The following is a 23,381-nucleotide window of genomic DNA, read 5'->3' on the forward strand; positions in this document are numbered from 1 at the left end:
ATAAGTTCGTTTAATATTTTTTATCTTTAATTCAATTAAAAATTTTATTTTTAAAAACTTAAAAAAAAATTGACCAAATGACGAATCAAGCCCTGGAAATATGTTACGATTTTCCTTTCTTTTTCCCTGAAGAACTTGCTGAAATATTTCAGGCTCATGAAAAAACATCATTCCAAAAAGGTGATTTCATTCTTGAAGAAGGAAAAACAGCCAATGAATATTATATCCTCGAAAGCGGATTGGCACGCTCCTATGTTAATGATTTCAACGGAAATGAAGTAACTACCCATTTTTTTACCGAAAATGAAGTCATTATTGAAGTTTTATCAATGTTTCAACGGGTTCCTTCCCAGGAAAATATCGTTTGTATTACAGACTGTGAATGCTGGAGACTGGATTATGACACCTTTCAGGAATTATTCCATAAAATCCCTAACCTCAGAGAATGGGGGAGATCCTGGATGTCTCAGGAACTTTTTGCCTATAAACAACGTTCTGTTGAGATGTTTACCCTTTCAGCTACCAAAAGATATCTTAATCTCCTGGAACAGAAATCTAAAGTGATACAATTTGCTCCTTTAAAACAAATTGCTTCCTATCTGGGAGTGACAGACACTTCTCTGAGCCGTATCCGTAAAGAAATCGTTTCCCATCCTAAGAAAAATTAAATCTTGCCTTATGACAAGTTGATTTTCATTACACCTTGGTAATTTTGGTTAAAAGTTTAACACTAAAAATTACAAAAAATGAAAGTCAATCAAATCTATGTGAACCTTCCGGTAAAAGATGTGCAGAAAACAAAAGAATTCTGGACGAAGGTAGGTTTTCCAATCAATGAACAATTCTCTGATGATAAAGCAACCTGCGTTGTGTTGAATGATACCATCTATGTGATGTTTCTGCAGGAAGAATATTTTATGACCTTTACCAATAAACCTGTTGCCAAAGAGAATACCAGCCAGGTTCTTGTAGCAGTAGGTCTCAATAGCCGTGAAGAAGTAGATCAGATAGTAAATACTGCAGTAGAAAATGGAGCATGGCAGCACGAAGAACCTCAGGATTACGGATGGATGTACCAAAACTCTTTCTGGGATCTGGATGGACACGGCTGGAATATCACTTTTGCCGATATGTCTCAAATGCCAACAGAATAAAATACACCACTAAAAATTACAAAATGAATATTAATGATATTTACGTCAATTTACCAGTAAAAGACGTTCAAAAGACCAGAGCATTCTGGACGGAGCTTGGCTTTTCTATCAATGAACAGTTTTCAAATGATAAGGCAATATGTGTAGTGATGAAAAAAGATCATATCTACACAATGTTTCTTAAAGAAGATTTTTTCCAGACATTTACCAACAGACCTTTTGCTAAAGGAGATACTACACAGGTACTCCTTGCCATCGGAGTAAGCAGTCGTGAAGAAGTAGATCATATGGTAAAAACGGCTATTGAAAACGGAGGGTCGAAATATGGTGAGCCTGTAGATTACGGATGGATGTATCAAAACAGTTTTGCAGACATCAACGGTCATCAGTGGGAAGTTATGCATGGGGATGTTTCCCAAATGCCTGCAGAATAATCTTTTATTATAAATACGCATCACATGGAAACACAATCAAACGATATAGAAATCATAAAAAATCAGGTAGTCAGTACCTATTATTTGATTACTTCGAATATTGACGGCATTTCCCATGAAGAATCTATGATTTTTCCCAATGGTGAAGCCAATTGTATGAACTGGGTTCTTGGACATTTGATCCATATAAGAAATCCCTTACTGAATATTCTTGGAGAAGAATCCGTTTGGGACAGCGAAAAATTTTCATTTTACAACAGAGGTGAAATTGCTTTAGATCACAAAGATGAATTAATCAACTTCGAAGATTTAAAATCGTATTTGAAACAATCTCAGAATACACTGGAAGCAAAACTGAGTACTCTTGAAAGTTTTAAACCTGAAATGATTAAAGATATATCAACCCTGAGTCTTCATGAAATTTACCACAGCGGACAACTGGGATATCTCCGTAGAATTTTAGGAAAACCAGGCGCAATAAAATAAATCATGCACTTAAAATCGTCAGACTGATTTTCATAGCAATCTGTGACAAAAGATTCAGCAGAATAATAAATAATCATCTGCCCAATCTGCTTAAGAATCATTTTCAACACAAAGTTAAGAGTCTTTGCTATGCTTAGAATGACAAATATACTTTTGAAATATTGGCATTATCTTTTAGATAAGTACAATTTTATCAAAGATAAAATCCTCGCGACTTAAAAACATAAAGTTTATAGAAACCTTGCGTCTTTGCGTTTCTCCAACCCTCCAACCTCTAATTTCTAATTTCTAACTTCTAATCACTAATTAAAAAATGGACACACCAAAATCAAAAAAAATGGAAGTCATTATTCCGGCTTACAGAATGCATTCCCAAAGCTTTATGAATGTTTTGGAAGGCATCTCGGAAGAAGACGCTTTGAAAAGAATTGAAAACAAAACCAATCATATTGTCTGGATGGCCGGAAACTTTGTCAACATGCGCTATGGTTTAGGCTGGGTACTCGGACTTCGGGAAGAAGACCCTTACAGTGACTTGTTTTTCCAGGGGAAAGCTTTAGATGAAAGCTTTCAATATCCAACTTTAGCAGAACTGAAAGAGAATTTTCATGCCATCTCCGCAAAAGTATATCAGAAACTCTTTGAAGTAACCGATGAAGAACTGGACGAAATATTTGAAATAGGAATGAATATCCCTTTCGTTAAAGAAACCAAACTCAATTTTGCAGGAATGTGCATCGGCCGTGAAGACTACCTATGTGGACAGATGGGTTTGATGCGCAGGATTTTAAACTACCCGGGAATGAAGTATGGTGTGGACGAAAACCTTAAGTATTAACCGATGAACCCAGTAGAAAAAGGCTATAAGAAAGTCAACGGAATCCAATTGTATTATGAGATCTATGGATCTGGAAAACCTTTGGTTCTGATTCATGGAGGAGGTTCTTCTATCCTGTACGATTTTGAAGAGGTTATTGTAAGACTGAAGAACAGCTTTCAGCTAATAGGAATCGATCTGCAAAATCACGGACGAAGTGAGCATCGTGATATTCCTGAAACATTTGAACAGGATGCTGATGATGTTGCCGGACTTTTGGCAGAACTCAACATTCAAAAAGCTTCGTTCTGGGGATTCAGTAACGGTGGAAATACGGTGATGCAGATTGCTCATCGCCATCCGGGAATCGTAGAAAAACTGGTTGTGGCCTCAGCATTTTATAAAAGAAACGGAATGATAGACGGATTTTTTGAGGGAATGCAGGAAGCTACGTTTGAATCTATGCCGGAGCCTTTCAAAATTAATTTTTTAAACCTCAATCCGGACTTTTCAAAGCTGGAAAACCTTTTTGAAAAAGACTGCAGGAGGATGCAGACGTTTGAAGATTGGAATGATGAAGTGCTGGCTTCCATACAATCACCCGCATTATTCATCAGTGGAGATAGAGACGTTATGAAACCGGAGCATACAGCAGCAATGTGGCGTTTGGTGAAAGACTCACGGTTAATGATACTTCCCGGAACTCATGGCGTATATATGATGCCGGACTTTGACGGGAGTATTGATGAAAATTTAATAGACTTTACAGTCAGAGAAGTAGAAAAATTTTTAACCCATTAAGACCTTTAAATTAAAACTCTGCTTACTATTCATAGTAAATTAATCAATCCTTAATGGATCAATAGTAGAACCTTTACTTTATAATAATAACTTTAAAATTTAAAATCATGGCTAAATTAAATCCGTATCTAAATTTTGACGGAACAGCTGAAGAGGCGTTCAATTTTTACAAAACTATTTTTGGAGGTGAATTCGTCGGAGGAATTCATAAAATGGGAAATGCTCCAGGCACCGAAAACCTCTCTGAAGAAGAAAAAAACAGAGTAATGCACATCGCACTGCCTATTGGGGGTGACCTTTTAATGGCATCTGATATTGTACCCGGATTTGGGCAGACCCTTACCGTAGGGAACAACAATTATGTTTCTGTTTTCCCCGATTCCAGAAACGAAGCAGACAGACTTTTCAAAGAACTTTCTGACGGTGGAAATGTAGAAATGCCGATTGAAGATCAGTTTTGGGGAGACTATTTTGGATGCTTCCAGGATAAATATGGTGTTCATTGGATGGTGAACTATAATGAAGAATATGCAAAATAATCCTATATTTAACTAATGATAAAAGAGATGAGGCTGTCTCAAAAGTGTCATTCTGAAAGAAATGAAATGAGTGAAAAATTTCATGTATTTGGAAATCAATAAGATTCTTCCTTCGTCAGAATGACAGCAACTAATTATTTGACTTTTTAGACAGCTGCAGCTCTTTATTTAAACTTAAAAAAAATAGAACTATGGATCCAATTAAAATAGACATTACAATTTTAGCACCGGTTGAAAAGGTTTGGAATTATTTCAATGAGCCAAAACATATTACAAAATGGAATTTCGCCCACGAAAGCTGGCAGTGCCCTAGTTCTGAAAATGACCTTAAGGTAGGTGGTAAATTCAAAAACAGAATGGAAGCTAAAGATAAAAGCTTCGGATTTGATTTTGAAGGAGTATATGATGAAATTATTCCTCATGAAATGATCAAATATCATATAGAAGACGGACGTAAAGTAGAAGTCGTTTTCGATAAAATAGATGAAAATACAACGAAAGTCATTGAGATTTTCGAGCCCGAAAAGCAAAATTCCGTGGAAATGCAGCGAGATGGCTGGTATGCCATTCTTAACAATTTCCACAAATATGTTGAGAATCATTAACTATATTTTTTTGTAGCCATGATCAATTTAGTTATCATGTCAAAGAGTTTAAATTCCATTTATACTTTTAATTATGACCCTCAAGAAGAATTTCTTTATGGGGTTATTGCAATACCTGCAAGAAAAGCTTTAGAAAAAGAGAAAATAAATTCTTTAGAAAAACTGTCGGATTATTCTGAGAAAGAAATTATGCAGCTTCATGGTTTCGGGAAAAATACAATGGTGAAACTAAAGAACTATATGAAAGAAAATCAGGTAGGCTTTAAGGAAGTATAATACTATATAAACGAAATTTTATGCCTTTGCAGATAAAAACGACTTGTTTCTTTTAAGTGCAAAGGCATAAGATTTCGCTTGTTCTATGTTTTGGTGAAAAAATAGAATAACCCTAATAAAATTTAAAATTATGAATAAAGATATTTTTCCATGTCTCTGGTATGACGGAGACGCCAAGCAGTCTGCAGAATTTTACTGTAAAGTTTTTGGAGGCGAAATTACTGCAGATACGCCTGTAGTGATGAATGTTGATCTGTTTGGGCAGAGGCTGATGCTTCTGAACGGAGGTCCGCAATTTAAAAAAAATGCTTCCATCTCTTTCATGGTGATCTGTGAGACAGAAGATGAGGTTCAGAAATACTGGGATCAGTTACTGGATGGCGGTATGGCTCTGATGGAACTGGGTTCTTATTCATGGAGCAAAATGTACGGATGGGTTCAGGATAAATATGGCGTAACATGGCAGCTGTTTTTGGGTGAAAAAGCAAGCGATCAGAAAATAATTCCTACTTTGATGTTTATCCATCAGAACAACGGAAAAGCAAAAGAAGCAATAGAATTGTATACCCGTACTTTTCCCAACTCAAGCATAGGAAATATATTGACCTATGGAGCAGGAAGTGAAGGGCATGATATACCGGAACCGGCAGAAAATGTTCAGCATGCTCATTTTGTGATTGACAACTACAGCTTATTCTGTATGGATAATTCTTATGATCATCAGTTTGATTTTAATGAAGGAATATCATTGGTTGTAATGACGGATGACCAGCAGCAGACCGATCATTACTGGAATACCCTGACGGCAGATGGAGGCAGAGAAAGTATGTGCGGCTGGTTAAAAGATAAATATGGAATGAGCTGGCAGATTGTACCTAAAAGACTGATCCAGCTAATGAACGATTCTGATCAGGAAAAAGCGTATAAAGTAGTTCAGGCAATGATGAAAATGCAGAAAATCATCATTCAGGATTTGGAAGATGCTTATCATTCTTAAATTATTTTCGGCGTATTGTTTGATATGATGTAGAGAAGAGATTTGCTTATGAAAACACAGAACAAGTCAAAATCTAAGTCAAAAGTCCCTAAAGAAGGGTTATTTCCTGAAATTATCCGGAACGATTATAAGGGAAACCTCAAGCTGCTGGATAAAAAAGCAGTTATTTCCGGAGGAGACAGCGGTATCGGACAGTCTGTAGGCGTTCATTTCGCCAGAGAAGGTAGAAGTAGTAATATAATAACCCTCTCACTCTCAAATGCTCCAGCCTAATTATCTGCAACCTAAAACCTTACAAAAATATATGGAAAAATTATCATACGAAATAGAAATTAATGCCGAACCTGAAAAAGTATGGAGTGTGCTTTGGTCAGATATCACTTACAGGCAATGGACAACAGCTTTTACAGAAGGTTCTTTTTATGAAGGGGCTCTTGAGGAGAAAAGTATCGTTAAATTCCTGGATCCCAAAAACAACGGAATGTACAGCCGGGTAGAAAAAGTAATTCCTAATGAGGAAATAAAATTTCTGCACCTTGGCGAAATTTATGAGGGTATTGAAGTTCCTCAGGATTGGGGTGAGGCAACAGAAGCCTATTTTCTTGAAGAGAACGAAGAAGGAACATTATTGAAAACAGAAATTCAGACTCCTGCAGAGTTTAAAGAATTTTTTGAAGAGAAATTCCCGAAAGCGATGCTTATTGTGAAGCACTTATCGGAAAACCAGCTGTAGTAGTTATACATGAAGGAGGTTTATAAAATATTCTAACAAATCATTAAAATATAAAATATGGAAACCTTATCATACGAAACAATAATTGATGCTCCATTACAGAAAGTCTGGGACATTCTCTGGAGCCCTGAAACATATAGTGAATGGACCCGGTATTTCGGTGCCGGATCCATCATGAAATCTGACTGGAAGGTAGGCGGAAAAACCTATTTTCTAAATGCTCACGGTGAAGGAATGGTCTCTACTATTGATAGTCTGGATGAACCCAATCAGATTGTGTTCAAACATCTGGGAATGGTAGATAAAGACGGTAATGAGGATACACAAAGCAAAGAAGTCATGGAGTGGAATGGCAGTCTTGAAAAGTATTTTCTCATCGATTTTGACGGAAAAACAAAACTTCATGCCGAAGTTCATGTTGAAAAACAATGGGAAGATCATATGAATACAGGCTTCACAAAAGGATTAATAGTTGTAAAAAGCCTTGCCGAAGGAGTCAATTTAACCTCAGTATAAAAATATTAAGTATTCTTGCTAATTCCTATCACTTAAAAAATATGAAACTATTAGTAATTCTTTTCGTAATATTTATTCTGGCTTTGCTGGGAACTTTTTTATTTCAGGGAAAACCGGATTTTATATTTTCAGGAAACCTGGGAATGGCAGTTTTTATTGTATTTACAGGTTTTTCACATTTTAAATTTCAGAAAGGAATGGCGATGATGATTCCTGATTTTATGCCTGCAAAAATGTTTTGGGTATATTGTACAGGAGTCCTTGAAATTGCAGCGGGAATTGGTCTTATGATTCCGGCCATTCGTGAAATAACAGCAATTTTACTGATCATTTTTTATGTATTGGTTTTTATTGCCAATATCAATTCTTCCAGAAAAAAGATTAATATTTTTAAAGCAGATTATACAGGTCCCGGGATGAAATATCTTTATTATCAAAGGATACCCATGCAGATTATTTTAATAGTCTGGACCTGGTATTTTGGAATTTATTTACACTAAGTAAAAGACAGTCGTTAAGGCTGTCTTTTTTAATAAAATCATATTTTTTTAATTAATCAATAAAATAGTGTAACGTTTTATAGGGGTAATGTGTCTTATTGTATAAGTGCATTTATTTTTTATTGTTTTAAAAATAAGTGCTTTCTATAACTTTAACCTTAAAAACAGAAGTTATGAACCTAAATCACAAAATTTTCGGTACAGCCATTATTGTACTATCTACTATGATGATCAACGCACAAAGTTCTACAGCCAAGCTGCCTGGAGATCCTACTTTGCCTTCTTCCAAAGCTAATCTTGAGAAACTTATCTCTTATGATAAAGGAAACTTTACATACAAAGTTGAAGATTACTTTGCAAGACCAAAAGCTTCAGGATTTAAAATCTCTCCTGACGGGAAATACCTTTCCTATAAAGAAAAAGATCAGGATAAAAAAAATCATGTCTATGTAAAAGACCTAAGTACGGGAAAAGCTACCAAAGCTATTGTAGAAAAAGACGATTTGATCAAAGGCTACGGCTGGCTGAATAAAAAACGTCTTTTTTATACTCAGGATAAAGGAGGAAACGAAAATATTCATTTGTATGCTACAGACATTGATGGAGGAAACCAAAAGGATTTGACACCCTTTGACGGAGTCAAGGTAGGTTCTATTATCCCTGTAAAAGATACTGACTTCGTTGTGGTTACCATGAATAAAAACAATAAGCAGATTTTTGAACCTTTTAAAATCAACTATATTACCGGAGAGACTACCCAGTTGTATGAAAATAAAGATGTAAACAGTCCTATTGATGATTATATTTTTGATAAAGACGGAAATCTGAGAGGCTACAGCGTTCTGGAAAACGGATTGACAACAAAAACATATTATAAAGATCTGCAGACAGGGAAATTCAATCTGATTAAATCTGCGGACTGGTCTGATACTTTCGGAATTATCAGCTTTAATGACAATTCTAAAAATAAAGATGAAGCGTATGTAGTGACCAATCTGGATAGTGATAAAGCAAGAATCGTCCTGTATGATCTAAAGAAAAATGCAGTAATCAAGGAGGTTTATTCCAATCCTGTATATGATGTGAGCTCAATAAGCACGGCCGGTAAAAACAGAAACTATGAACTGGATTATATCAGTTATGAAGGAACAAAAGGAGAGACTGTTCCGGTAAGTAAATTTTATAAGGAAATAGATGCCCAGTTAAAATCTCAATTTGGGGGCAAAGAGTTCGGTATCGCTTCTTCAGATGATAACAATGATAAGCTCTTAGTTGTTGTGGGAAGTGACAAGCTTTATGGAACCTATTATGAATATGACACAAAAACGAAACAGACCAAACTTCTTTACAACCTGATGCCTCAGCTGAAGGAAGAAGATATGGCTGAAATGAGACCTATCGAATTCAAAAGCAGAGACGGGCTTACTATTCACGGATATATCACACTGCCTAAAGCAGCACTGGACGGCAAAAAAGTTCCATTGATTGTGAATCCTCACGGTGGTCCTCAGGGGATCAGAGACAGCTGGGGATTCAACCCGGAAGCGCAATTATTTGCAAGTCGTGGATATGCTACCCTTCAGGTCAATTTCAGAATTTCCGGAGGCTATGGTAAATCATTCCAGAAATCAGGTTATAAACAAATCGGAAGAAAGGCAATGGATGACGTGGAAGATGGTGTAAAATATGCAATCAGCCAGGGATGGGTAGATAAAGATAAAGTAGCCATTTATGGAGGAAGTCATGGTGGATATGCAACATTAATGGGACTGATTAAAACTCCGGATCTGTACGCCTGTGGAGTAGACTATGTAGGAGTATCCAATATATTTACCTTCTTTGCTTCCTTCCCGGAATACTGGAAACCCTATAAAGAAATGGTAAAACAAATATGGTATGATCTTGATAATCCTGAAGAAGCAAAAATTGCTAAAGAAGTTTCTCCGGTATTCCAGATAGACAAAATCAAGAAACCATTATTTGTAGTACAGGGAGCTAATGACCCAAGGGTGAATATCAATGAGTCTGATCAGATTGTAAAAGCTATGCGTGCTAAAGGTTTTGAAGTTCCTTATATGGTAAAATATGATGAAGGACACGGATTTGGAAAAGAACCAAACAGAATAGAACTTTACAAGTCGATGTTAGGATTCTTTGCAGAAAACTTTAACAAATAAACTATTAATTAAATAATGTTTGAACGGAGGACTAAGGTCTTCCGTTTTTTTGTCATTGTGGGTGTTGGAAAAAGTCATTGCGAACCGAAGGTGAAGCAATCTCAATATTGTTTATACATTGATGATTGGAAAATGTAAGGACGCAAAGCTTTTATAATCATTATGCATAATGGTAAGACGCAAGAATATTTCAACTTCGCTCAATATGAGATTTTTCAGCAAGGGATCTATTATTATTCTCGCAGATAATGCAGATTACGCAGATCTTTTTCATAACCACCTGCCTCGTTTGCAAAATCAGCAAGAGGATTTAAAAATATGCAGTGTTCAATTTTATCAGAGATAAAATCTTTGCGTCTTAAAAGCACCGGCCTCATAAAATCTTTAGCGCCTTTGAGTTTTCAAACCAAAAAAAGAATATTATTTTATAATTCATCATTCATACCCCTAGCCCCGATAGCAGCGGTTACCCCGCAACAAGGTTAGGAGGAGGAAGGTTTGGGTGGGAGAGCGTTGTGTGAGGAGTATGAGCGTATAGCGGGAACAAGCTCCTGAAAAAAGGAAAATATTTTCATGAAATAAAGGCCGATGGATAAAAGAAAAATTGAATTGTAAGAAAAATATTTTAAATTTATTAAAGTAAAACCAAAAGGATAGCCGTCATAACAATATGGAGGTTGTCGAAAAAATAACAATGCCACAGAAGGAGAAAGAAAGCATCATCTCACAGACCGTTTCCAACTACGGAGGAAAGCTGATGTCTTATATTCGTCCCAAAGTGAAAAACACGGAGGATGCGGAAGATATTCTACAGGAGGTGTGGTATCAGTTCAGTAGCCTTACGAATATTTCTGAAATCGTAAACGTTGGGGGCTGGCTATACAGGGTGACGGCAAATAAAATCACAGACCGTTACCGTAAAAAGAAAACAGAAAATCTTGAAGATTTCGTATATGAGGATGAAGACGGCAGTTTTTCTATCAAAGATATTCTTTTGATGGATGAGAGCGCCGGCCCTGAAGTGAAGATGTTTCAGGATGAGATCTGGAAAAAACTGTTTGAAGCACTTGATGAACTTCCCGAAAAACAAAGGCTGGTCTACGTAGAAAATGAACTGAACGACAAAACCCTCCAGGAGATCGCCGATGAACAGGGAGAAAACATCAAGACCATCATCAGTAGAAAAAACTATGCTGTGAAGCACTTGAGAAACCGATTGAGAAAGTTATACGAAGATTTAAAAAGTTAGAAAAAGAAATTATGAATTATAGACACAAGAAGGGTTGGATTTTTTTATTGTTATGTCCACCAGTAATCTTAGCTGCAGTTACATGGATTGTGATGCTGCTTTGGAATTGCCTTCTTCCGGAAATTTTAGGAGTAAAAACGATTACATTCTGGCAGGCAATGGGAATACTGATCCTTAGTAAAATTCTTTTCGGAGGCTTCCATTTCGGTAAAGGAATGAAAGATTTCAAGGAAAGAAAAATGAGAGAAAAAATGGCAAGCTGGTCCCCTGAGGAAAGAGAAAAATTCAAAGAAGTTTGGAGAAATAAGTGCTCAGGAGGATTCTTCAACAGAAACAACGAATAATTTAAAAAACTTTAAAGAAGTAGTAAAGTAAAATTACAATTCATTCGTCTTTATAAAAAACAAGAAGTAGTAAAATTTAAAATTTTGAAAAAATGAAAAATTCAGCATTAAAAGGAGCTCTGGGAGCACTAGCCGTTGTGGGTGTAGCATTAATTGCTAAAAAAGCAGTACAAAGAAAAAGATTTATCAAAGGTATTTTTGATGAATACGGAATCAAAGAAAAATCGCCTTTCGGACTGGCAGATAAGATCAGAGAAATGAATGAGGAAGACTACCAGGAACTGAAAGGGAAATTCAAAAAAGAATTTCATTCAAGATGCTGCAAAAAGGATAATACCTGCGAAGCATAAGAAGTAAAAAACTAAATTGAAATTGTTGAACTCCGGCTCGGGAAGCAAAGCTTCCCGAGCCGGAGTTTTTTATTTAAAAGAATTATGCAGACAATACAGGTGATTGCACATCATAGATCTGCAACATCACCTTAAACTGGGGAGAATGATTTTCAGCATAAAGTTGAGATTCTTCGCTTTGCTCAGAATGACAAAAGAGTTACAGAAGTCACCCAATTCTTATTATTTGTAGAAGAATAAAATTTTATCGAAGATAAAATCCTTGCGCCTTACAAACTGTACTTTATAAAGTTTTGCGTCTTTGCGCTTTCCAACCCTATTTTCCAACCCCAACTTAAAAATTATCTTCGGTTCCCAATGACTTCTGGTCTGTTTTATTAGCTGAAATTTTGTAGTAAATATCAAACGCAAAGAAAAATAAATCCTTATTTTTGTATTGCTCAATGAAAGATTACTACTATTTTCTCGGTATATCCCAGGATGCTTTGGAAGAAGACGTCAAAAAAGCCTATCGAAAGTTGTCTTTAAAATATCATCCCGATAAAAATGATAATGATGATTTTTTTGCTGACCGTTTCCGGGAAATTCAGGAGGCTTACGAGACATTGAGTGATCCGTCCAGAAGACGTACCTATGATCAGAATTTAGAAAGTCATCAGCGTAGTTTCAGATATAATATTCCACCGGTTATCAAAACTTTTACAGCGAATAAAATTCATGCGAAAAAAGGAGAGGAGATTATCATCAACTGGCAGACGAGCAATGCTGATGTAGTGAAAGTATTGCCTTTCGGATTAGAAAAGCCGTATGGAGAAAGGATCTTTAAGATCACAGAATTTAAAGATGGAAAATTCCAGCTTTTGCTTCATGCAACAAATTCTCTTTTGCAGAAAACAGTTGTTCAGGGAATTACCATTACAGAGGTTTTTGAAAACGATTCTGAGAAGTTCAAAAGCACTGTAGAAGAAATGTTGAAACCACAACCCAGAACGGTAATGAACAGGTATGGACAGCCTAAAATAATGATGCTGATTTGGGGGATTATTATAATAGCAGCTGCTATATATATGCTAATCAGAAGCTTCGGTTAGCCTAAGCCATTTTCTTTCTTCCCGGGCATTTTTTGCATCTTTTCCCTTTTTTGAACTTTTTGCAGCAAGATTTCTTTTCACAGAACATCTCTTCGTTTTTGAATGAGTAAGGAGCCAAAGGCGCTACTTTAAATGGTACAATCATATTCATGTTGCAAATATATTAATTTAGAATAAATATAATTAATAAAATTTCATAAAATTCATAAGCCCTGATGGATAACATCGGGAACCCGCTTTCACAAGGGAAAAATAAATCCGGATTCTTTACCAGATTGCCTTTTAATTTCTCCAAAAATTGAAGTTAAGCTTAGATTTTAAATAAATAAAAGCGAATTTGATAGAAAGAGAAGATCACTAACAGTTTGCAGAGTTATTAAATGAATACACAACTATTTTATTGAGACTAAATTGATGTTTTTTTTGCATATTATGCATGGAATAGCGGTGATCTTTATTTAAACTAATGTGAACCTTGCCAGAAGTTTATTAAAAATAGAGTGGGTCGAATGGCTTCATTGTTTTTGTGAATTATCACTCATGGAATCCTCTTGTACAATCGTTCAAAAAAATGTAATTTTACGAATCTTTTTACAAACAAAATCTAATAAATAAAAATGAATACAGAACAGTTTGTGAGCCGTCACATTTCTCTTAATGAAGCCGATAAACAGGCGATGTTGGAAAAACTTGGCGTTTCTAGTATTGAAGAGTTAATTTCTCAGACCATTCCATCATCTATCCGTTTAGAGAAAGATCTTGAGATCTCGGAACCGCTTTCTGAATACGAAATGTTGAACCACTCAAAAGAATTGGCATCAAAAAATACAGATTATACTAGTTATATCGGTTTTGGATACCACAATACCCTTTTGCCTTCAGCAATCCAAAGAAATATTTTTGAAAACCCTAGCTGGTATACGGCTTATACTCCGTATCAGGCAGAAATTGCACAGGGAAGACTGGAAGCTCTTCTTAATTTCCAGACTGTAGTGTGCGATCTTACAGGTTTTGCATTGGCCAATGCATCTTTGCTGGATGAATCTACTGCAGCTGCTGAGGCGATGCACATGTTCTTCAACAACAGAACGAAAGACCAGAAAAAAGCAGGAGCTAATAAGTTCTTCATTTCTGACCTTGTTCTTCCTCAAACAGTTTCTGTATTAAAAACAAAAGCTGAAGGATTAGAAATCGAAATCGTAGTAGGAGATCATAAAGCACATCAGTTTGATGGTTCTTATTACGGTGTTTTACTACAATATCCTGGTAAAAACGGAATCGTTTTAGATTATACAGAAGATATCGTAGACTATAAAAAACTAGACCTTCAGGTAGCAGTTGCTTGTGATCCGATGGCTTTGGTGAAACTAAAGTCTCCGGCAGAAATGGGAGCGGACTGTGCAGTAGGAACTACACAGAGATTTGGTATTCCATTAGGATACGGAGGTCCTCACGCTGCATTCTTCGCTTGTAGAGAAGATTATAAGAGAGATATTCCGGGAAGAATTATCGGGGTTTCTCAGGATATGTACGGAAAACGTGCATTAAGAATGGCTCTACAGACAAGAGAGCAGCACATCAAAAGAGAAAGAGCAACTTCAAATATCTGTACAGCACAGGTTCTTTTGGCAGTAATGGCTGGAATGTATGCTGTTTACCACGGTCCAAAAGGATTAAACTATATCGCAGATCAGATTCACTTTAAAGCAAACGCTTTGAAGAATGGTCTTAAAGCATTAGGATATCAGACCGTAGAAGAACCTATCTTCGATACGGTGAAAATTACGATGTCTGAAGATGAGAAAGCAAGATTAATCAGATTGATGCAGGATCACAGACTAAATCTTAACTATTTCACAGAAGGGGTGGTAAGTATTGCGATCAACGAAAGTACAACATTAGAGAAATTAAACTATCTGATGGCTTCTTTCGCTCAGTTTAAAGACAAGCAGACTTTCAAATTAGAAATAAAAGAAGGATACAGTATTCCTGAAGAAAACTTAAGAAAAGACGAAATTCTTACAGAATCAGTTTTCAATAAATACCATACGGAAACAGAATTGATGCGTTACATCAAGCGTCTTGAGAGAAAAGATTTATCATTGACACACTCTATGATTTCTTTGGGATCTTGTACGATGAAACTGAACGCAGCAACTCAGATGTTACCGCTTTCATGGGAGAATTGGGGAGCTGTTCACCCATTTGTACCAGTTAACCAGGCTGAAGGGTATCAGGAAATGATTCGTGAACTGGAGAAAGATTTGGCAGAAATTACAGGTTTTGCAGGTACTTCTCTTCAACCTAACTCTGGAGCTCAGGGAGAATATGCAGGATTAATGGTTATCAGAGAATATCACATTTCAAGAGGAGACCACCACAGAAATGTAGTATTGATCCCTCAGTCTGCACACGGAACAAACCCGGCTTCTGCTGCTATGGCTGGAATGAAAATCGTTGTTGTGAAAAACCTTGAAAACGGTGAAATCGACTTCGAAGATCTTAAAGCTAAAACAGAACTTCATTCAGCAAACTTATCAGCTGTAATGATTACATATCCGTCTACTTACGGATTCTTTGATGCAAACATTAAAGAAATTACCAACCTTATCCACGAGCACGGAGGACAGGTATATATGGATGGTGCCAACATGAACGCTCAGGTAGGATTTACAAGTCCTGGAAACATCGGAGCTGACGTTTGCCACCTTAACCTTCACAAAACTTTCGCAATTCCTCACGGAGGTGGAGGTCCTGGAGTAGGTCCTATCTGTGTTGCTAAACACTTGGTTCCTTTCCTTCCTTCTAACGCGAATATCAGAATCGGATCTAAAGAAGCGATTGAAGGTATTTCTGCTGCACCGTACGGTTCAGGATTGATCCTTAATATTTCTTATTCTTACATCAAGATGCTGGGAACTGAAGGGTTGAAAAAGGCTACAGGACATGCTATCATGAATGCGAACTACCTGAAAGAAATTTTAGCAGAGCACTTCCCAATCTTATATTCAAACGAGAATGGAAGAGTAGCTCACGAATGTATCGTAGACTTCCGTCAGTTCAAATCTTTAGGAATTGAAGTGGCAGATGTGGCGAAAAGATTGATGGATTATGGTTTCCATGCTCCTACCGTTTCTTTCCCGGTTGCAGGTACATTGATGATTGAGCCTACAGAATCTGAAAGCAAGTCTGAAATCGACCGTTTTGCAGAAGCATTGATCTCTATCAAAAAAGAAATTGATGAAATTGCCAACGGAGAAGCAGATGCAGCGAACAACGTATTGAAAAATGCTCCTCACACAGAACAATTGGTGATCTCGGATTCTTGGGATAAACCATACAGCAGAGAAAAGGCAGCTTATCCGCTAGAGTGGGTAAGAGACCATAAATTCTTTGCTACTGTAGCTAGAGTAGATGAAGCTTATGGAGACAGAAACTTAGTTTGTACTTGTGAGCCGATTGAAGCTTATATGTAATCTTAGTTTTTAAATATAAAAGATCCCTTTCAGCAATGAAAGGGATTTTTGTTTTTGTCATTGCAAGCGAAGCGAAGCGAAGCGAGGCAATCTCAAAGTTCGGATATATCTTTATTTTCTTTTGATTATTTTATTTCCCATCAATTATCTAGGTCATATTTTTTTACATAATCTTCTTTAGCCTTAAAGTGGCCTGTTTTTTTATCATAAAGGAAAATAAATTCCACAGGAATCTTTTTGAATGGATGATCAATGAAATAATTTACCTGTTTTCCATCGATCGTCTCTGAATCATACCAATCTCCTTGCGGAGTTTGTGCTTGTATCAAAACTATTTTTCCATTGAAAGAAATATCATTGAATCCGTCTTTATTGAAATCTTTTATTTTTAAGTTAAGCTCATTGGGTTCATAGACTTTGTTGTCTTCGTGAGCATCATATGTTCTAAAATTACCCTCATAAACATTCTCTAAGGAATCTCCGGTTATTTTGTAAAGATCATGGCCTCCGTTTCCTTTTGCGGTCACTATCGTTGCCAGCAAGAAGGGGCTTTTTTTTGGGAAGACAGGTAGGAATTCAAACCGCTGTGCATACAATGTCTTTATAAGTTTTCCATCTGTTGTTAATAATACTTGATATTTCCACGGATATGATGCCATCGAACCATCTTTCCAGTCATATTCTATGAAATAAAAATCCTGATTTGAACCATTGATCTTTACTTTTTTGAATATAGTTATTTTTTCACCTTTCCGCTGAACCCCGCTTTCTTCAATCTTAAGGTCGAAAGCCTGTCGGAGATTTGTAATAAACTTTAAGGAATCTTTAATTGTCGGATAATCTGAAAGATATTCAAATTGGACGGCTTTTTTTTGTTCAGTTTCTTTGATCACTTTGGGTTCTTGTTTTTTAATACAACTAAAGGTGATCAAGGGAATCATTGCCAATGAGAGTAATTTTTTCATGAGTTTACAAGCCTAAAAAGAAGTTTGAAAATACAAAGAATATAGATATTAAATGATCAGAAGGTCTAAAAAATAATATTTTCTTCGTGTCATACGTGTCATAGAATGCGGAGTGTAAGACTTCCAATATAAACAAAATCACCTCCCAAAATTGAGAGGTGCCTTAGTATTTAAATTCTGGTTTGTTATCTTCTTTTAAAGCTATAGGCAAGCAAAATGGCTACCCCCATAGTAACGCAGGTAATAATTGAAATGGTTTCAATGGAAATTCCACTTTTCATCTGTGTGTTTTCTTTTTCACATGAAAAAAAGAATAATACTGTCATGAGTAGACAGACCGAGAGTAATTTTTTATTCATAAATGCATTTGTTTGGTTATGAAAGTTTTACAGCAAAAAGTATACCGAATTTGTAGACTGTAAAGTATAGAAATTCAATTTATTTCTTCGCTTTTCCTTCATCCCAATAATAGCTGTCCGGATGGATTCTCGCTCCAAAAACAGCAGTCCCCACACGTACAATCGTGGCTCCTTCTTCAATAGCTGTTTCCAGGTCTCCGCTCATTCCCATAGAAAGCTCTTTCATTTCTACGTTGGGAATATTTTCTTGGATGATATCCTGCTGAAGTTTTTTGAGGATTTTAAAGCACGATCTTACTTTCTCGGTTTCTGCACTGAATAAGCCGATTGTCATCAAGCCTTTTATTTTCAAAGTAGATAAGCCGGCAACTTTTCGGGTCAGTTCAATCGCTTCACTGGGATCAACTCCGAACTTGCTTTCTTCATTTGAGGTGTTCACCTGAATCAGGACATCAATCGTTTTGTTTTCTGTCAAAAGTCTTTGGTGGAGTTTTTCCGCCAGTTCCAGCCGATCTAGAGACTGAACGCAGATAACATCATATTTCAGAATATCTTTAATTTTATTGGTCTGAAGATGACCTATAAAGTGGTTTTCATGTGGCGTATTCTTTAAATCATCATATTTCTCCTTCAACTCCTGTACTTTATTTTCAGCAATTAAGGTCTGTGAGTGTTCCAAAGCGATTTTGATTCGCTCTGCAGAAACTGTTTTAGTAGCCAGTAATAGCTTCACTTCGTCAATATTCCTTCCTGATTTTTCACAGGCTCTTCTTATCCGGTCATTGATGACGGCGAGATTGTGGAGAATATCTTCTTTCATGATGATATTGTTTCTTTGGCTTCCAGTTTTTTGATTAAAGCTGCTTTAACCGCTGTTAGAGCATAGTCCTTTGCTTCGGCAAAAGAAATAGAATACTTTCTTTCAACCGTTCTCATATCTTCGGGAAACTGACCTAATAACTGATCATAGAATGTATCCAGCATCTCCGTAGAAGGCATTTCGTAATTGATCTTTAGCTGGAAGCGTCTTAATAGGGCAGTATCAATAATTTCAGGATGATTGGTGGCACAGATTAAAAGCGAATTTTCAGGATAATAATCAATCAGTTGAATCAAAGTATTAACGAGTCTTCTCATTTCGCCCACATCTTTATCATCACTGCCTCTTGCTTTCCCGATCTGATCCAGTTCGTCAAGAAAAAGTACAGATCTTTCTCTGGCGGCTTTATCAAAGATCATTTTAATATTCTGGGAGGTTTCGCCAATACGTGATGAAACGATATTACTCAGATTCAGGATAATGATATTCTTCCCTAGAGCATTGGCTATCGCCTTTGCTGTCATTGTTTTTCCGCATCCTGAACTTCCCTGAAGCAGAATTTTATTATTAACCGGAAGACCGTACTCCTGCAGTTCTTTAACATAGGTATTTTCCTTGATAAGCTGTACAAGATGCTCCTTGTTTTTTTTATCGAGAAATACTTCGTTAAGGGTTACCTCTTCTTTATCTTGAATAATAAGGTTATACAGATTCATAATGACAATTAAATGATTATTGAATAAACAAAGATAAAACTTTATTAAATGCTGAAAGAAATCCTGAATAATAATAAACCGCTAGGCCAGAAGGAGGTTGATGATAAATTAAAGATAATGAATTATGAATATAATATATAAACTTTCATATTCGATAGAACGGCTTGAAAATATCCATAGAAATCTGGAATTAAAAAAGATAAGGTTCTTAGGTCTAAAACAAAAATAAAGCCGGACTTGCGAACGGCTTTATTCATTTGGATATAAAAATTTGTTGTGAAACTAAGATCTTTTTGTTTATGTTTTTGGGCCCTTTTACCCAATGAGTAAAAGAGCAATCTGATCTCTCAGACTAAAAACATAAAACAATATAATTAGTATAGATATTCTATAGGCTTGTTTTATTTAGAATTAGTTTCTTTCTCTTCTTACTGTCATAAGATATGAAGCGATTACTACTAGACCTGTTGCGATTCCGATATAAGTTATCATTTTGTATTATTTTTAATTATTTGACTTTATTTTATCAATCTTTCAATTGCAATATTACTACTTTCAAATCACGTGCCAAAGTAAAACATTATGATGTTTATCAGTGTATTACGAGGGTTATTGCTCCTTTGTTGATGAAACTTTGTTTACATTAAATTAATACATTATTGAGAATTTATTAATACTTTTATTATTCTATCTGTAAAATTATGTGAAAACGTTAATCGTTTGTCGACTTCTATATTGGACTTGATAAAACAAATAATAAATAATGCGTAGCATAACATCGTTATGAATTACATTTCTTGAATGTATATTATTCACCTGAAATTGATTTTCATGTTAAGAAAATTTATTTTTAGCCCTCGTTTTTATTTTGGATTTTTTGTCAGCTGTCACATTTCATGACATAGAGAAATATTGTTTTTTATGCCATAACTGAAAAATAAGCTTACCTATTGGCCTGTTTTTTTCTGATCACAGAACTCTTTCAAAAAATGGATTCAACTAAAAATAAGACACTTAAATCATTAAAGTGCCTGCGAGAAGTATTGCTGGATTGCTGAAGTTTTGAGAACGCTGGATTTTTATAGAATAAGAAAGAGCAGACCAGCACTTGCCATATTTGGAGTAAAGAAGGAATCATCCCTCTTTCCTTTTTTGGAATTACCGGAATGCTTTTGCTACTTTTGTAGAAAGAATGAATGTATGGGACGCAGTTATGTTTTTCTTGCTCTGGCAATTGTATTTGAAATAATCGCTACTTCTTTCCTGAAAAAATCCGAGGAGTTTTCCAGGTTGTGGCCGTCTGTGATAACCGTAATCGGGTATGCGTGTGCTTTTTATTTTCTGAGCCTTACCCTTCGCCAGATCCCGGTAGGAATTACCTATGCGATCTGGTCCGGAGTCGGTATTGTTTTTATAACGATGATTGGGGTAATAGCATTCAAACAGATTCCTGATCTGCCTGCGATTATCGGGATTGTTCTGATTGTCCTAGGAGTGATTATTATTAATGTGTTTTCAAAAATGGGTACTCATTAAAAGATAATCTCCTGATGCTTTTGCATCTGCTTCCAATGTTGAGACCTTGTTTTGTATAAAAAGAACTTTCCCAGCTTATATTTGAACTTTAAGTAGCCACGGAATTCAATGCCGCCAAATAATGTAAAGGGAATTGCTGGGTTTTCCTCTAATGATTTCCTTATTCCTTTACTGAATACGGTAGGACCTGTAGTAGCATGTATATTATGGGGATAGCGATGACTGTTTATATTATCGATCATCAATTCTAATGTTTTCTTTAGAAAAGGATGATTTTTATTGAAAATAAGTGCCCATTGAACATACAGATTTTCGTGTCTTTCTACACTGATCACAGCTTCATCATTTTCCTTAACCAATTCTCTGAACGGTTTTATAATGCTGCTGTCTATATCCAGATATACACCTCCTTTCTTATATAAAACAGCATATCTGAAAAAATCAGCTTTTGAAGCACCGATTCTCAGTTTACGATAAGTTTCAATATATTCAGGAGGAAATTCTTCTGTGAGAAATTTTTCTATGTCCTGATCATCATAAAAGTAATACTTGTATTCCGGATTTTTTCTTTTCATATTCCAGATATGATAACGCGTAATCAGAGGAAGTTTTTTAGTTATAAAAGTCTGAAATATCTGTTTAGGTACTGCCATATTCAATTTTATTCAATTCTTAAAGGAAAATCCCGAAATCATTTTAATAAACCATTCGCATAAGTGGTAATAAGATTTTTCATGAATGAGAATACTCTTAATTTGTGTTTTCTGAGGTTTTGATTGTATTTTGGATGAATGGTTAAATCCCAATAGATAGAAATTTTAATTTTTTTTTAATATTTTTTTTTCAGACCCTGATAATGAGCTAGAAAACTTTAACATTGAACTACCGATTGATCTTATTTTACTCTTCGTCTTTCAAAAGGATTATAAGAAATTCCGACATTGAAATAAAATGAAGGCTTATAAGTCCCTTTCCATATATAATCATTAAAAGAGTCCTGCTTATTAAATGCTCTGGAATTGATATTGGCTCTGAGTCCTGTTTTAAAAGTTCCTATGAAATTTCCACCCAGATTATGTTCATAGATCGCTCCCGAGTTGAGAGCAACCTGCCGGAATTCGTAAGTACTATTATTCCGGTACGTATAAAAGGACGTATTATCCATTTCTGTTCCCAGCGAAATTCTTCCGTTGGAGAAAACATCTTTTCTGACCAATACTTTTTTCGGAAGTAAAATATCAAGAACCCATCCGTTATTGAATCTGTTTTCTAACGTGAAAATAGGCAGGACAGGAATTTGGGAACTTGGATCAATAATACCAGCCAGCCCAAGGGATATTTTTGTTTTTGGAGTTGCTTTTAAAATTAAAGAAGCCGTTACCAATCCTCTTATCCGTTCAAAATGCTGATCACTTCCATCTACAGAAATATTGGCCGAGTATATTGCCGTCTTTTTGAATAGCCTTGAAAAATAGACCAGATTAATAGCTTCCGAATGATAGTGAAAGTTTTCCTCCGTTTCAGTTCCTGGGATTACCGGATTCTCATTACTGATCGAAGTGTAACGATAGTTCAGGGCAGTGCTCAGAAGCCAGTTCTTCTTCTTGATAAAGTAAATATTAGCATCTGCTTTCACCTGTTGGAAGCTTTTTACTTTGTTATCCGGCAGATCCTGTCCGTGAAGTTGTGACGAGAATGAAGAGGGGGTAACCAATGTATACTCTATATTGAAGTTCCTCGACTGTGGGATTTTATCAGCATAAAAAGCCCGGACTTTCAAAGGAATACTGTCTTTTTTTTGAGCATACATAATACTTTTAATAGGGAGCAGCGCCAGTGGGATAAGCGCTCTTCTCAATGTTTTCATGGGCAGTTTATTGTAAGGGGTGAATGATTGATTGAAAAAAATTGAATGAAAAAATTTTGTCATAGAAAATATCCAGACTGTTTTCAATGATAGCATCAGTATATCCGGAGGTATCCTGAATATAGGTTTCTTCTACAAATACAAACCAGAGTTCTGAGAGATCATATCTTCTTCTAAACTCTTCAGAAGCATTGCTGTCAGGTACAGCAGAGTATTTCAGATCACAAAACAGAATTCCTTTTTTACCCTCCTGATGTTCCACAATATTGATAGGATGGTGGAGGTAGCTGAGGATTTTTATTTTTGGGTCAAAACATTCTACAAAATGATGTAAATCAATGAGCTGTATTACTTTTTCTTCCTGTTGGGATTCTGTCATAAAGAAACATTCTACTGATATTTCCTGGGTCAATTCGTGAAAAGCGGTCAATTCCATATGCATTCATTTAACAGTGCAAAGGAATATAGAAAAGAAGCGCCCGAATTTGTTTTTATACAAAATGGCAGGTATTTTATACAAAACCCTGAACGCAAATAATTCGTATAATAAAATGCGGGTTTTGTATAATAAAA

28 protein-coding genes are annotated in these 23,381 nt (G+C 35.8%); 21 read left to right on the forward strand and 7 right to left on the reverse strand.

Going from position 1 to position 23,381, the window contains the following annotated elements; all coding sequences use genetic code 11:
* Positions 1–77 precede the first annotated feature (77 nt).
* The 19 genes from DBR39_RS22035 to DBR39_RS22125 all read left to right on the forward strand — a co-directional run bounded on the left by DBR39_RS22035 (position 78) and on the right by DBR39_RS22125 (position 13,069).
* The gene (locus tag DBR39_RS22035) at positions 78–668 is read left to right on the forward strand and encodes a Crp/Fnr family transcriptional regulator (protein ID WP_124536732.1); all 591 of its coding nucleotides are present in this window, start codon (positions 78–80) and stop codon (positions 666–668) included.
* 78 nt (positions 669–746) lie between these two features.
* Positions 747–1,154: a VOC family protein gene (locus tag DBR39_RS22040; RefSeq protein ID WP_124536734.1), complete on the forward strand. Its 408-nt coding sequence runs from the start codon at positions 747–749 to the stop codon at positions 1,152–1,154.
* Between the two features lie 23 nt (positions 1,155–1,177).
* A complete protein-coding gene (locus tag DBR39_RS22045) occupies positions 1,178–1,588 on the forward strand; it encodes a VOC family protein (protein WP_124536736.1) in 411 nt (136 codons plus the stop codon).
* 24 nt (positions 1,589–1,612) lie between these two features.
* Positions 1,613–2,074 carry a hypothetical protein gene (locus DBR39_RS22050; RefSeq protein ID WP_124536737.1) on the forward strand — a complete coding sequence of 154 codons (462 nt, stop codon included), beginning with the start codon at positions 1,613–1,615 and terminating at the stop codon, positions 2,072–2,074.
* Positions 2,075–2,387: 313 nt separating this feature from the next.
* A complete protein-coding gene (locus tag DBR39_RS22055) occupies positions 2,388–2,912 on the forward strand; it encodes a DinB family protein (RefSeq protein ID WP_124536739.1) in 525 nt (174 codons plus the stop codon).
* Between the two features lie 3 nt (positions 2,913–2,915).
* Positions 2,916–3,692 carry an alpha/beta fold hydrolase gene (locus tag DBR39_RS22060; RefSeq protein ID WP_124536741.1) on the forward strand — a complete coding sequence of 259 codons (777 nt, stop codon included), beginning with the start codon at positions 2,916–2,918 and terminating at the stop codon, positions 3,690–3,692.
* A gap of 107 nt (positions 3,693–3,799) precedes the next feature.
* A complete protein-coding gene (locus DBR39_RS22065) occupies positions 3,800–4,231 on the forward strand; it encodes a VOC family protein (protein WP_124536743.1) in 432 nt (143 codons plus the stop codon).
* A gap of 191 nt (positions 4,232–4,422) precedes the next feature.
* The gene (locus DBR39_RS22070) at positions 4,423–4,836 is read left to right on the forward strand and encodes an SRPBCC family protein (RefSeq protein ID WP_124536745.1); all 414 of its coding nucleotides are present in this window, start codon (positions 4,423–4,425) and stop codon (positions 4,834–4,836) included.
* Positions 4,837–4,872: 36 nt separating this feature from the next.
* Complete coding sequence (locus DBR39_RS22075; protein ID WP_228447897.1) at positions 4,873–5,112, forward strand: hypothetical protein; 240 nt, start codon at positions 4,873–4,875, stop codon at positions 5,110–5,112.
* Positions 5,113–5,242: 130 nt separating this feature from the next.
* Complete coding sequence (locus DBR39_RS22080) at positions 5,243–6,109, forward strand: VOC family protein (RefSeq protein ID WP_124536747.1); 867 nt, start codon at positions 5,243–5,245, stop codon at positions 6,107–6,109.
* A gap of 48 nt (positions 6,110–6,157) precedes the next feature.
* A complete protein-coding gene (locus tag DBR39_RS22085; protein WP_410494271.1) occupies positions 6,158–6,382 on the forward strand; it encodes a hypothetical protein in 225 nt (74 codons plus the stop codon).
* Between the two features lie 31 nt (positions 6,383–6,413).
* A complete protein-coding gene (locus DBR39_RS22090; RefSeq protein ID WP_124536749.1) occupies positions 6,414–6,842 on the forward strand; it encodes an SRPBCC domain-containing protein in 429 nt (142 codons plus the stop codon).
* Between the two features lie 57 nt (positions 6,843–6,899).
* Positions 6,900–7,358 (forward strand): SRPBCC family protein, encoded by a 459-nt coding sequence (locus DBR39_RS22095; protein ID WP_124536751.1) that lies wholly within the window; start codon positions 6,900–6,902, stop codon positions 7,356–7,358.
* Positions 7,359–7,399: 41 nt separating this feature from the next.
* Positions 7,400–7,858: a DoxX family protein gene (locus DBR39_RS22100; protein WP_124536753.1), complete on the forward strand. Its 459-nt coding sequence runs from the start codon at positions 7,400–7,402 to the stop codon at positions 7,856–7,858.
* Positions 7,859–8,031: 173 nt separating this feature from the next.
* Complete coding sequence (locus tag DBR39_RS22105) at positions 8,032–10,035, forward strand: alpha/beta hydrolase family protein (RefSeq protein ID WP_124536755.1); 2,004 nt, start codon at positions 8,032–8,034, stop codon at positions 10,033–10,035.
* Positions 10,036–10,729: 694 nt separating this feature from the next.
* The gene (locus DBR39_RS22110) at positions 10,730–11,284 is read left to right on the forward strand and encodes an RNA polymerase sigma factor (RefSeq protein WP_185145132.1); all 555 of its coding nucleotides are present in this window, start codon (positions 10,730–10,732) and stop codon (positions 11,282–11,284) included.
* Positions 11,285–11,295: 11 nt separating this feature from the next.
* Positions 11,296–11,628: a hypothetical protein gene (locus tag DBR39_RS22115; RefSeq protein ID WP_109738488.1), complete on the forward strand. Its 333-nt coding sequence runs from the start codon at positions 11,296–11,298 to the stop codon at positions 11,626–11,628.
* 92 nt (positions 11,629–11,720) lie between these two features.
* Positions 11,721–11,978 (forward strand): hypothetical protein, encoded by a 258-nt coding sequence (locus tag DBR39_RS22120; protein WP_103233807.1) that lies wholly within the window; start codon positions 11,721–11,723, stop codon positions 11,976–11,978.
* 443 nt (positions 11,979–12,421) lie between these two features.
* Complete coding sequence (locus tag DBR39_RS22125; protein WP_124536757.1) at positions 12,422–13,069, forward strand: J domain-containing protein; 648 nt, start codon at positions 12,422–12,424, stop codon at positions 13,067–13,069.
* Between the two features lies 1 nt (position 13,070).
* Here the strand turns inward: DBR39_RS22125 and DBR39_RS24395 are convergent, their stop codons facing one another.
* A complete protein-coding gene (locus DBR39_RS24395) occupies positions 13,071–13,220 on the reverse strand; it encodes a hypothetical protein (RefSeq protein WP_165835321.1) in 150 nt (49 codons plus the stop codon).
* Between the two features lie 466 nt (positions 13,221–13,686).
* Between DBR39_RS24395 and gcvP the strand changes: the two genes are divergently transcribed.
* Complete coding sequence (gene gcvP / locus DBR39_RS22130) at positions 13,687–16,545, forward strand: aminomethyl-transferring glycine dehydrogenase (protein ID WP_124536759.1); 2,859 nt, start codon at positions 13,687–13,689, stop codon at positions 16,543–16,545.
* Between the two features lie 140 nt (positions 16,546–16,685).
* On the opposite strand, the gene DBR39_RS22135 is transcribed toward gcvP, so the two are convergent.
* The 3 genes from DBR39_RS22135 to DBR39_RS22145 form a co-directional block, all read right to left on the reverse strand.
* Positions 16,686–17,510, reverse strand: a complete 825-nt coding sequence (locus tag DBR39_RS22135; RefSeq protein WP_124536761.1) for a hypothetical protein — start codon at positions 17,508–17,510, stop codon at positions 16,686–16,688.
* A 438-nt stretch (positions 17,511–17,948) separates the two neighbouring features.
* Positions 17,949–18,689, reverse strand: a complete 741-nt coding sequence (locus DBR39_RS22140) for a YggS family pyridoxal phosphate-dependent enzyme (protein ID WP_124536763.1) — start codon at positions 18,687–18,689, stop codon at positions 17,949–17,951.
* The gene (locus DBR39_RS22145; RefSeq protein ID WP_124536765.1) at positions 18,686–19,405 is read right to left on the reverse strand and encodes an AAA family ATPase; all 720 of its coding nucleotides are present in this window, start codon (positions 19,403–19,405) and stop codon (positions 18,686–18,688) included. The genes DBR39_RS22140 and DBR39_RS22145 overlap by 4 nt, the downstream gene beginning before the upstream one ends.
* Before the next feature lie 1,200 nt (positions 19,406–20,605).
* Between DBR39_RS22145 and DBR39_RS22150 the strand changes: the two genes are divergently transcribed.
* Positions 20,606–20,941 carry a DMT family transporter gene (locus tag DBR39_RS22150; RefSeq protein WP_124536767.1) on the forward strand — a complete coding sequence of 112 codons (336 nt, stop codon included), beginning with the start codon at positions 20,606–20,608 and terminating at the stop codon, positions 20,939–20,941.
* Here DBR39_RS22150 and DBR39_RS22155 read toward each other — a convergent pair.
* The 3 genes from DBR39_RS22155 to DBR39_RS22165 all read right to left on the reverse strand — a co-directional run bounded on the left by DBR39_RS22155 (position 20,938) and on the right by DBR39_RS22165 (position 23,244).
* The gene (locus DBR39_RS22155; RefSeq protein WP_124536769.1) at positions 20,938–21,594 is read right to left on the reverse strand and encodes a glycosyltransferase family 32 protein; all 657 of its coding nucleotides are present in this window, start codon (positions 21,592–21,594) and stop codon (positions 20,938–20,940) included. The genes DBR39_RS22150 and DBR39_RS22155 overlap by 4 nt on opposite strands.
* 242 nt (positions 21,595–21,836) lie before the next feature.
* Complete coding sequence (locus DBR39_RS22160; protein ID WP_124536771.1) at positions 21,837–22,808, reverse strand: hypothetical protein; 972 nt, start codon at positions 22,806–22,808, stop codon at positions 21,837–21,839.
* A gap of 7 nt (positions 22,809–22,815) precedes the next feature.
* A complete protein-coding gene (locus DBR39_RS22165) occupies positions 22,816–23,244 on the reverse strand; it encodes a hypothetical protein (protein ID WP_124536773.1) in 429 nt (142 codons plus the stop codon).
* Positions 23,245–23,381 lie beyond the last annotated feature (137 nt).

Source organism: Chryseobacterium sp. KBW03 (assembly GCF_003852415.1).
Lineage (GTDB): Bacteria > Bacteroidota > Bacteroidia > Flavobacteriales > Weeksellaceae > Chryseobacterium > Chryseobacterium viscerum.

What these genes read in the sequence shown, in the direction of transcription:
- DBR39_RS22100 (WP_124536753.1), top strand. Translation starts at nt 7,400, where the DNA reads ATGAAACTATTAGTAATTCTTTTCGTAATATTTATTCTGGCTTTGCTG.
- DBR39_RS22115 (WP_109738488.1), top strand. Translation starts at nt 11,296, where the DNA reads ATGAATTATAGACACAAGAAGGGTTGGATTTTTTTATTGTTATGTCCA.
- DBR39_RS22060 (WP_124536741.1), top strand. Translation starts at nt 2,916, where the DNA reads ATGAACCCAGTAGAAAAAGGCTATAAGAAAGTCAACGGAATCCAATTG.
- DBR39_RS22065 (WP_124536743.1), top strand. Translation starts at nt 3,800, where the DNA reads ATGGCTAAATTAAATCCGTATCTAAATTTTGACGGAACAGCTGAAGAG.
- DBR39_RS22090 (WP_124536749.1), top strand. Translation starts at nt 6,414, where the DNA reads ATGGAAAAATTATCATACGAAATAGAAATTAATGCCGAACCTGAAAAA.
- DBR39_RS22110 (WP_185145132.1), top strand. Translation starts at nt 10,730, where the DNA reads ATGCCACAGAAGGAGAAAGAAAGCATCATCTCACAGACCGTTTCCAAC.
- DBR39_RS22135 (WP_124536761.1), bottom strand. Translation starts at nt 17,510, where the DNA reads ATGAAAAAATTACTCTCATTGGCAATGATTCCCTTGATCACCTTTAGT.
- DBR39_RS22095 (WP_124536751.1), top strand. Translation starts at nt 6,900, where the DNA reads ATGGAAACCTTATCATACGAAACAATAATTGATGCTCCATTACAGAAA.
- DBR39_RS22150 (WP_124536767.1), top strand. Translation starts at nt 20,606, where the DNA reads ATGGGACGCAGTTATGTTTTTCTTGCTCTGGCAATTGTATTTGAAATA.
- DBR39_RS22160 (WP_124536771.1), bottom strand. Translation starts at nt 22,808, where the DNA reads ATGAAAACATTGAGAAGAGCGCTTATCCCACTGGCGCTGCTCCCTATT.
- DBR39_RS22165 (WP_124536773.1), bottom strand. Translation starts at nt 23,244, where the DNA reads ATGGAATTGACCGCTTTTCACGAATTGACCCAGGAAATATCAGTAGAA.
- DBR39_RS22155 (WP_124536769.1), bottom strand. Translation starts at nt 21,594, where the DNA reads ATGGCAGTACCTAAACAGATATTTCAGACTTTTATAACTAAAAAACTT.
- DBR39_RS22050 (WP_124536737.1), top strand. Translation starts at nt 1,613, where the DNA reads ATGGAAACACAATCAAACGATATAGAAATCATAAAAAATCAGGTAGTC.
- DBR39_RS22140 (WP_124536763.1), bottom strand. Translation starts at nt 18,689, where the DNA reads ATGAAAGAAGATATTCTCCACAATCTCGCCGTCATCAATGACCGGATA.
- DBR39_RS22080 (WP_124536747.1), top strand. Translation starts at nt 5,243, where the DNA reads ATGAATAAAGATATTTTTCCATGTCTCTGGTATGACGGAGACGCCAAG.
- DBR39_RS22105 (WP_124536755.1), top strand. Translation starts at nt 8,032, where the DNA reads ATGAACCTAAATCACAAAATTTTCGGTACAGCCATTATTGTACTATCT.
- DBR39_RS22040 (WP_124536734.1), top strand. Translation starts at nt 747, where the DNA reads ATGAAAGTCAATCAAATCTATGTGAACCTTCCGGTAAAAGATGTGCAG.
- DBR39_RS22085 (WP_410494271.1), top strand. Translation starts at nt 6,158, where the DNA reads ATGAAAACACAGAACAAGTCAAAATCTAAGTCAAAAGTCCCTAAAGAA.
- DBR39_RS22075 (WP_228447897.1), top strand. Translation starts at nt 4,873, where the DNA reads ATGTCAAAGAGTTTAAATTCCATTTATACTTTTAATTATGACCCTCAA.
- DBR39_RS22070 (WP_124536745.1), top strand. Translation starts at nt 4,423, where the DNA reads ATGGATCCAATTAAAATAGACATTACAATTTTAGCACCGGTTGAAAAG.
- DBR39_RS22045 (WP_124536736.1), top strand. Translation starts at nt 1,178, where the DNA reads ATGAATATTAATGATATTTACGTCAATTTACCAGTAAAAGACGTTCAA.
- DBR39_RS22055 (WP_124536739.1), top strand. Translation starts at nt 2,388, where the DNA reads ATGGACACACCAAAATCAAAAAAAATGGAAGTCATTATTCCGGCTTAC.
- DBR39_RS24395 (WP_165835321.1), bottom strand. Translation starts at nt 13,220, where the DNA reads ATGAATATGATTGTACCATTTAAAGTAGCGCCTTTGGCTCCTTACTCA.
- gcvP (WP_124536759.1), top strand. Translation starts at nt 13,687, where the DNA reads ATGAATACAGAACAGTTTGTGAGCCGTCACATTTCTCTTAATGAAGCC.
- DBR39_RS22035 (WP_124536732.1), top strand. Translation starts at nt 78, where the DNA reads ATGACGAATCAAGCCCTGGAAATATGTTACGATTTTCCTTTCTTTTTC.
- DBR39_RS22125 (WP_124536757.1), top strand. Translation starts at nt 12,422, where the DNA reads ATGAAAGATTACTACTATTTTCTCGGTATATCCCAGGATGCTTTGGAA.
- DBR39_RS22145 (WP_124536765.1), bottom strand. Translation starts at nt 19,405, where the DNA reads ATGAATCTGTATAACCTTATTATTCAAGATAAAGAAGAGGTAACCCTT.
- DBR39_RS22120 (WP_103233807.1), top strand. Translation starts at nt 11,721, where the DNA reads ATGAAAAATTCAGCATTAAAAGGAGCTCTGGGAGCACTAGCCGTTGTG.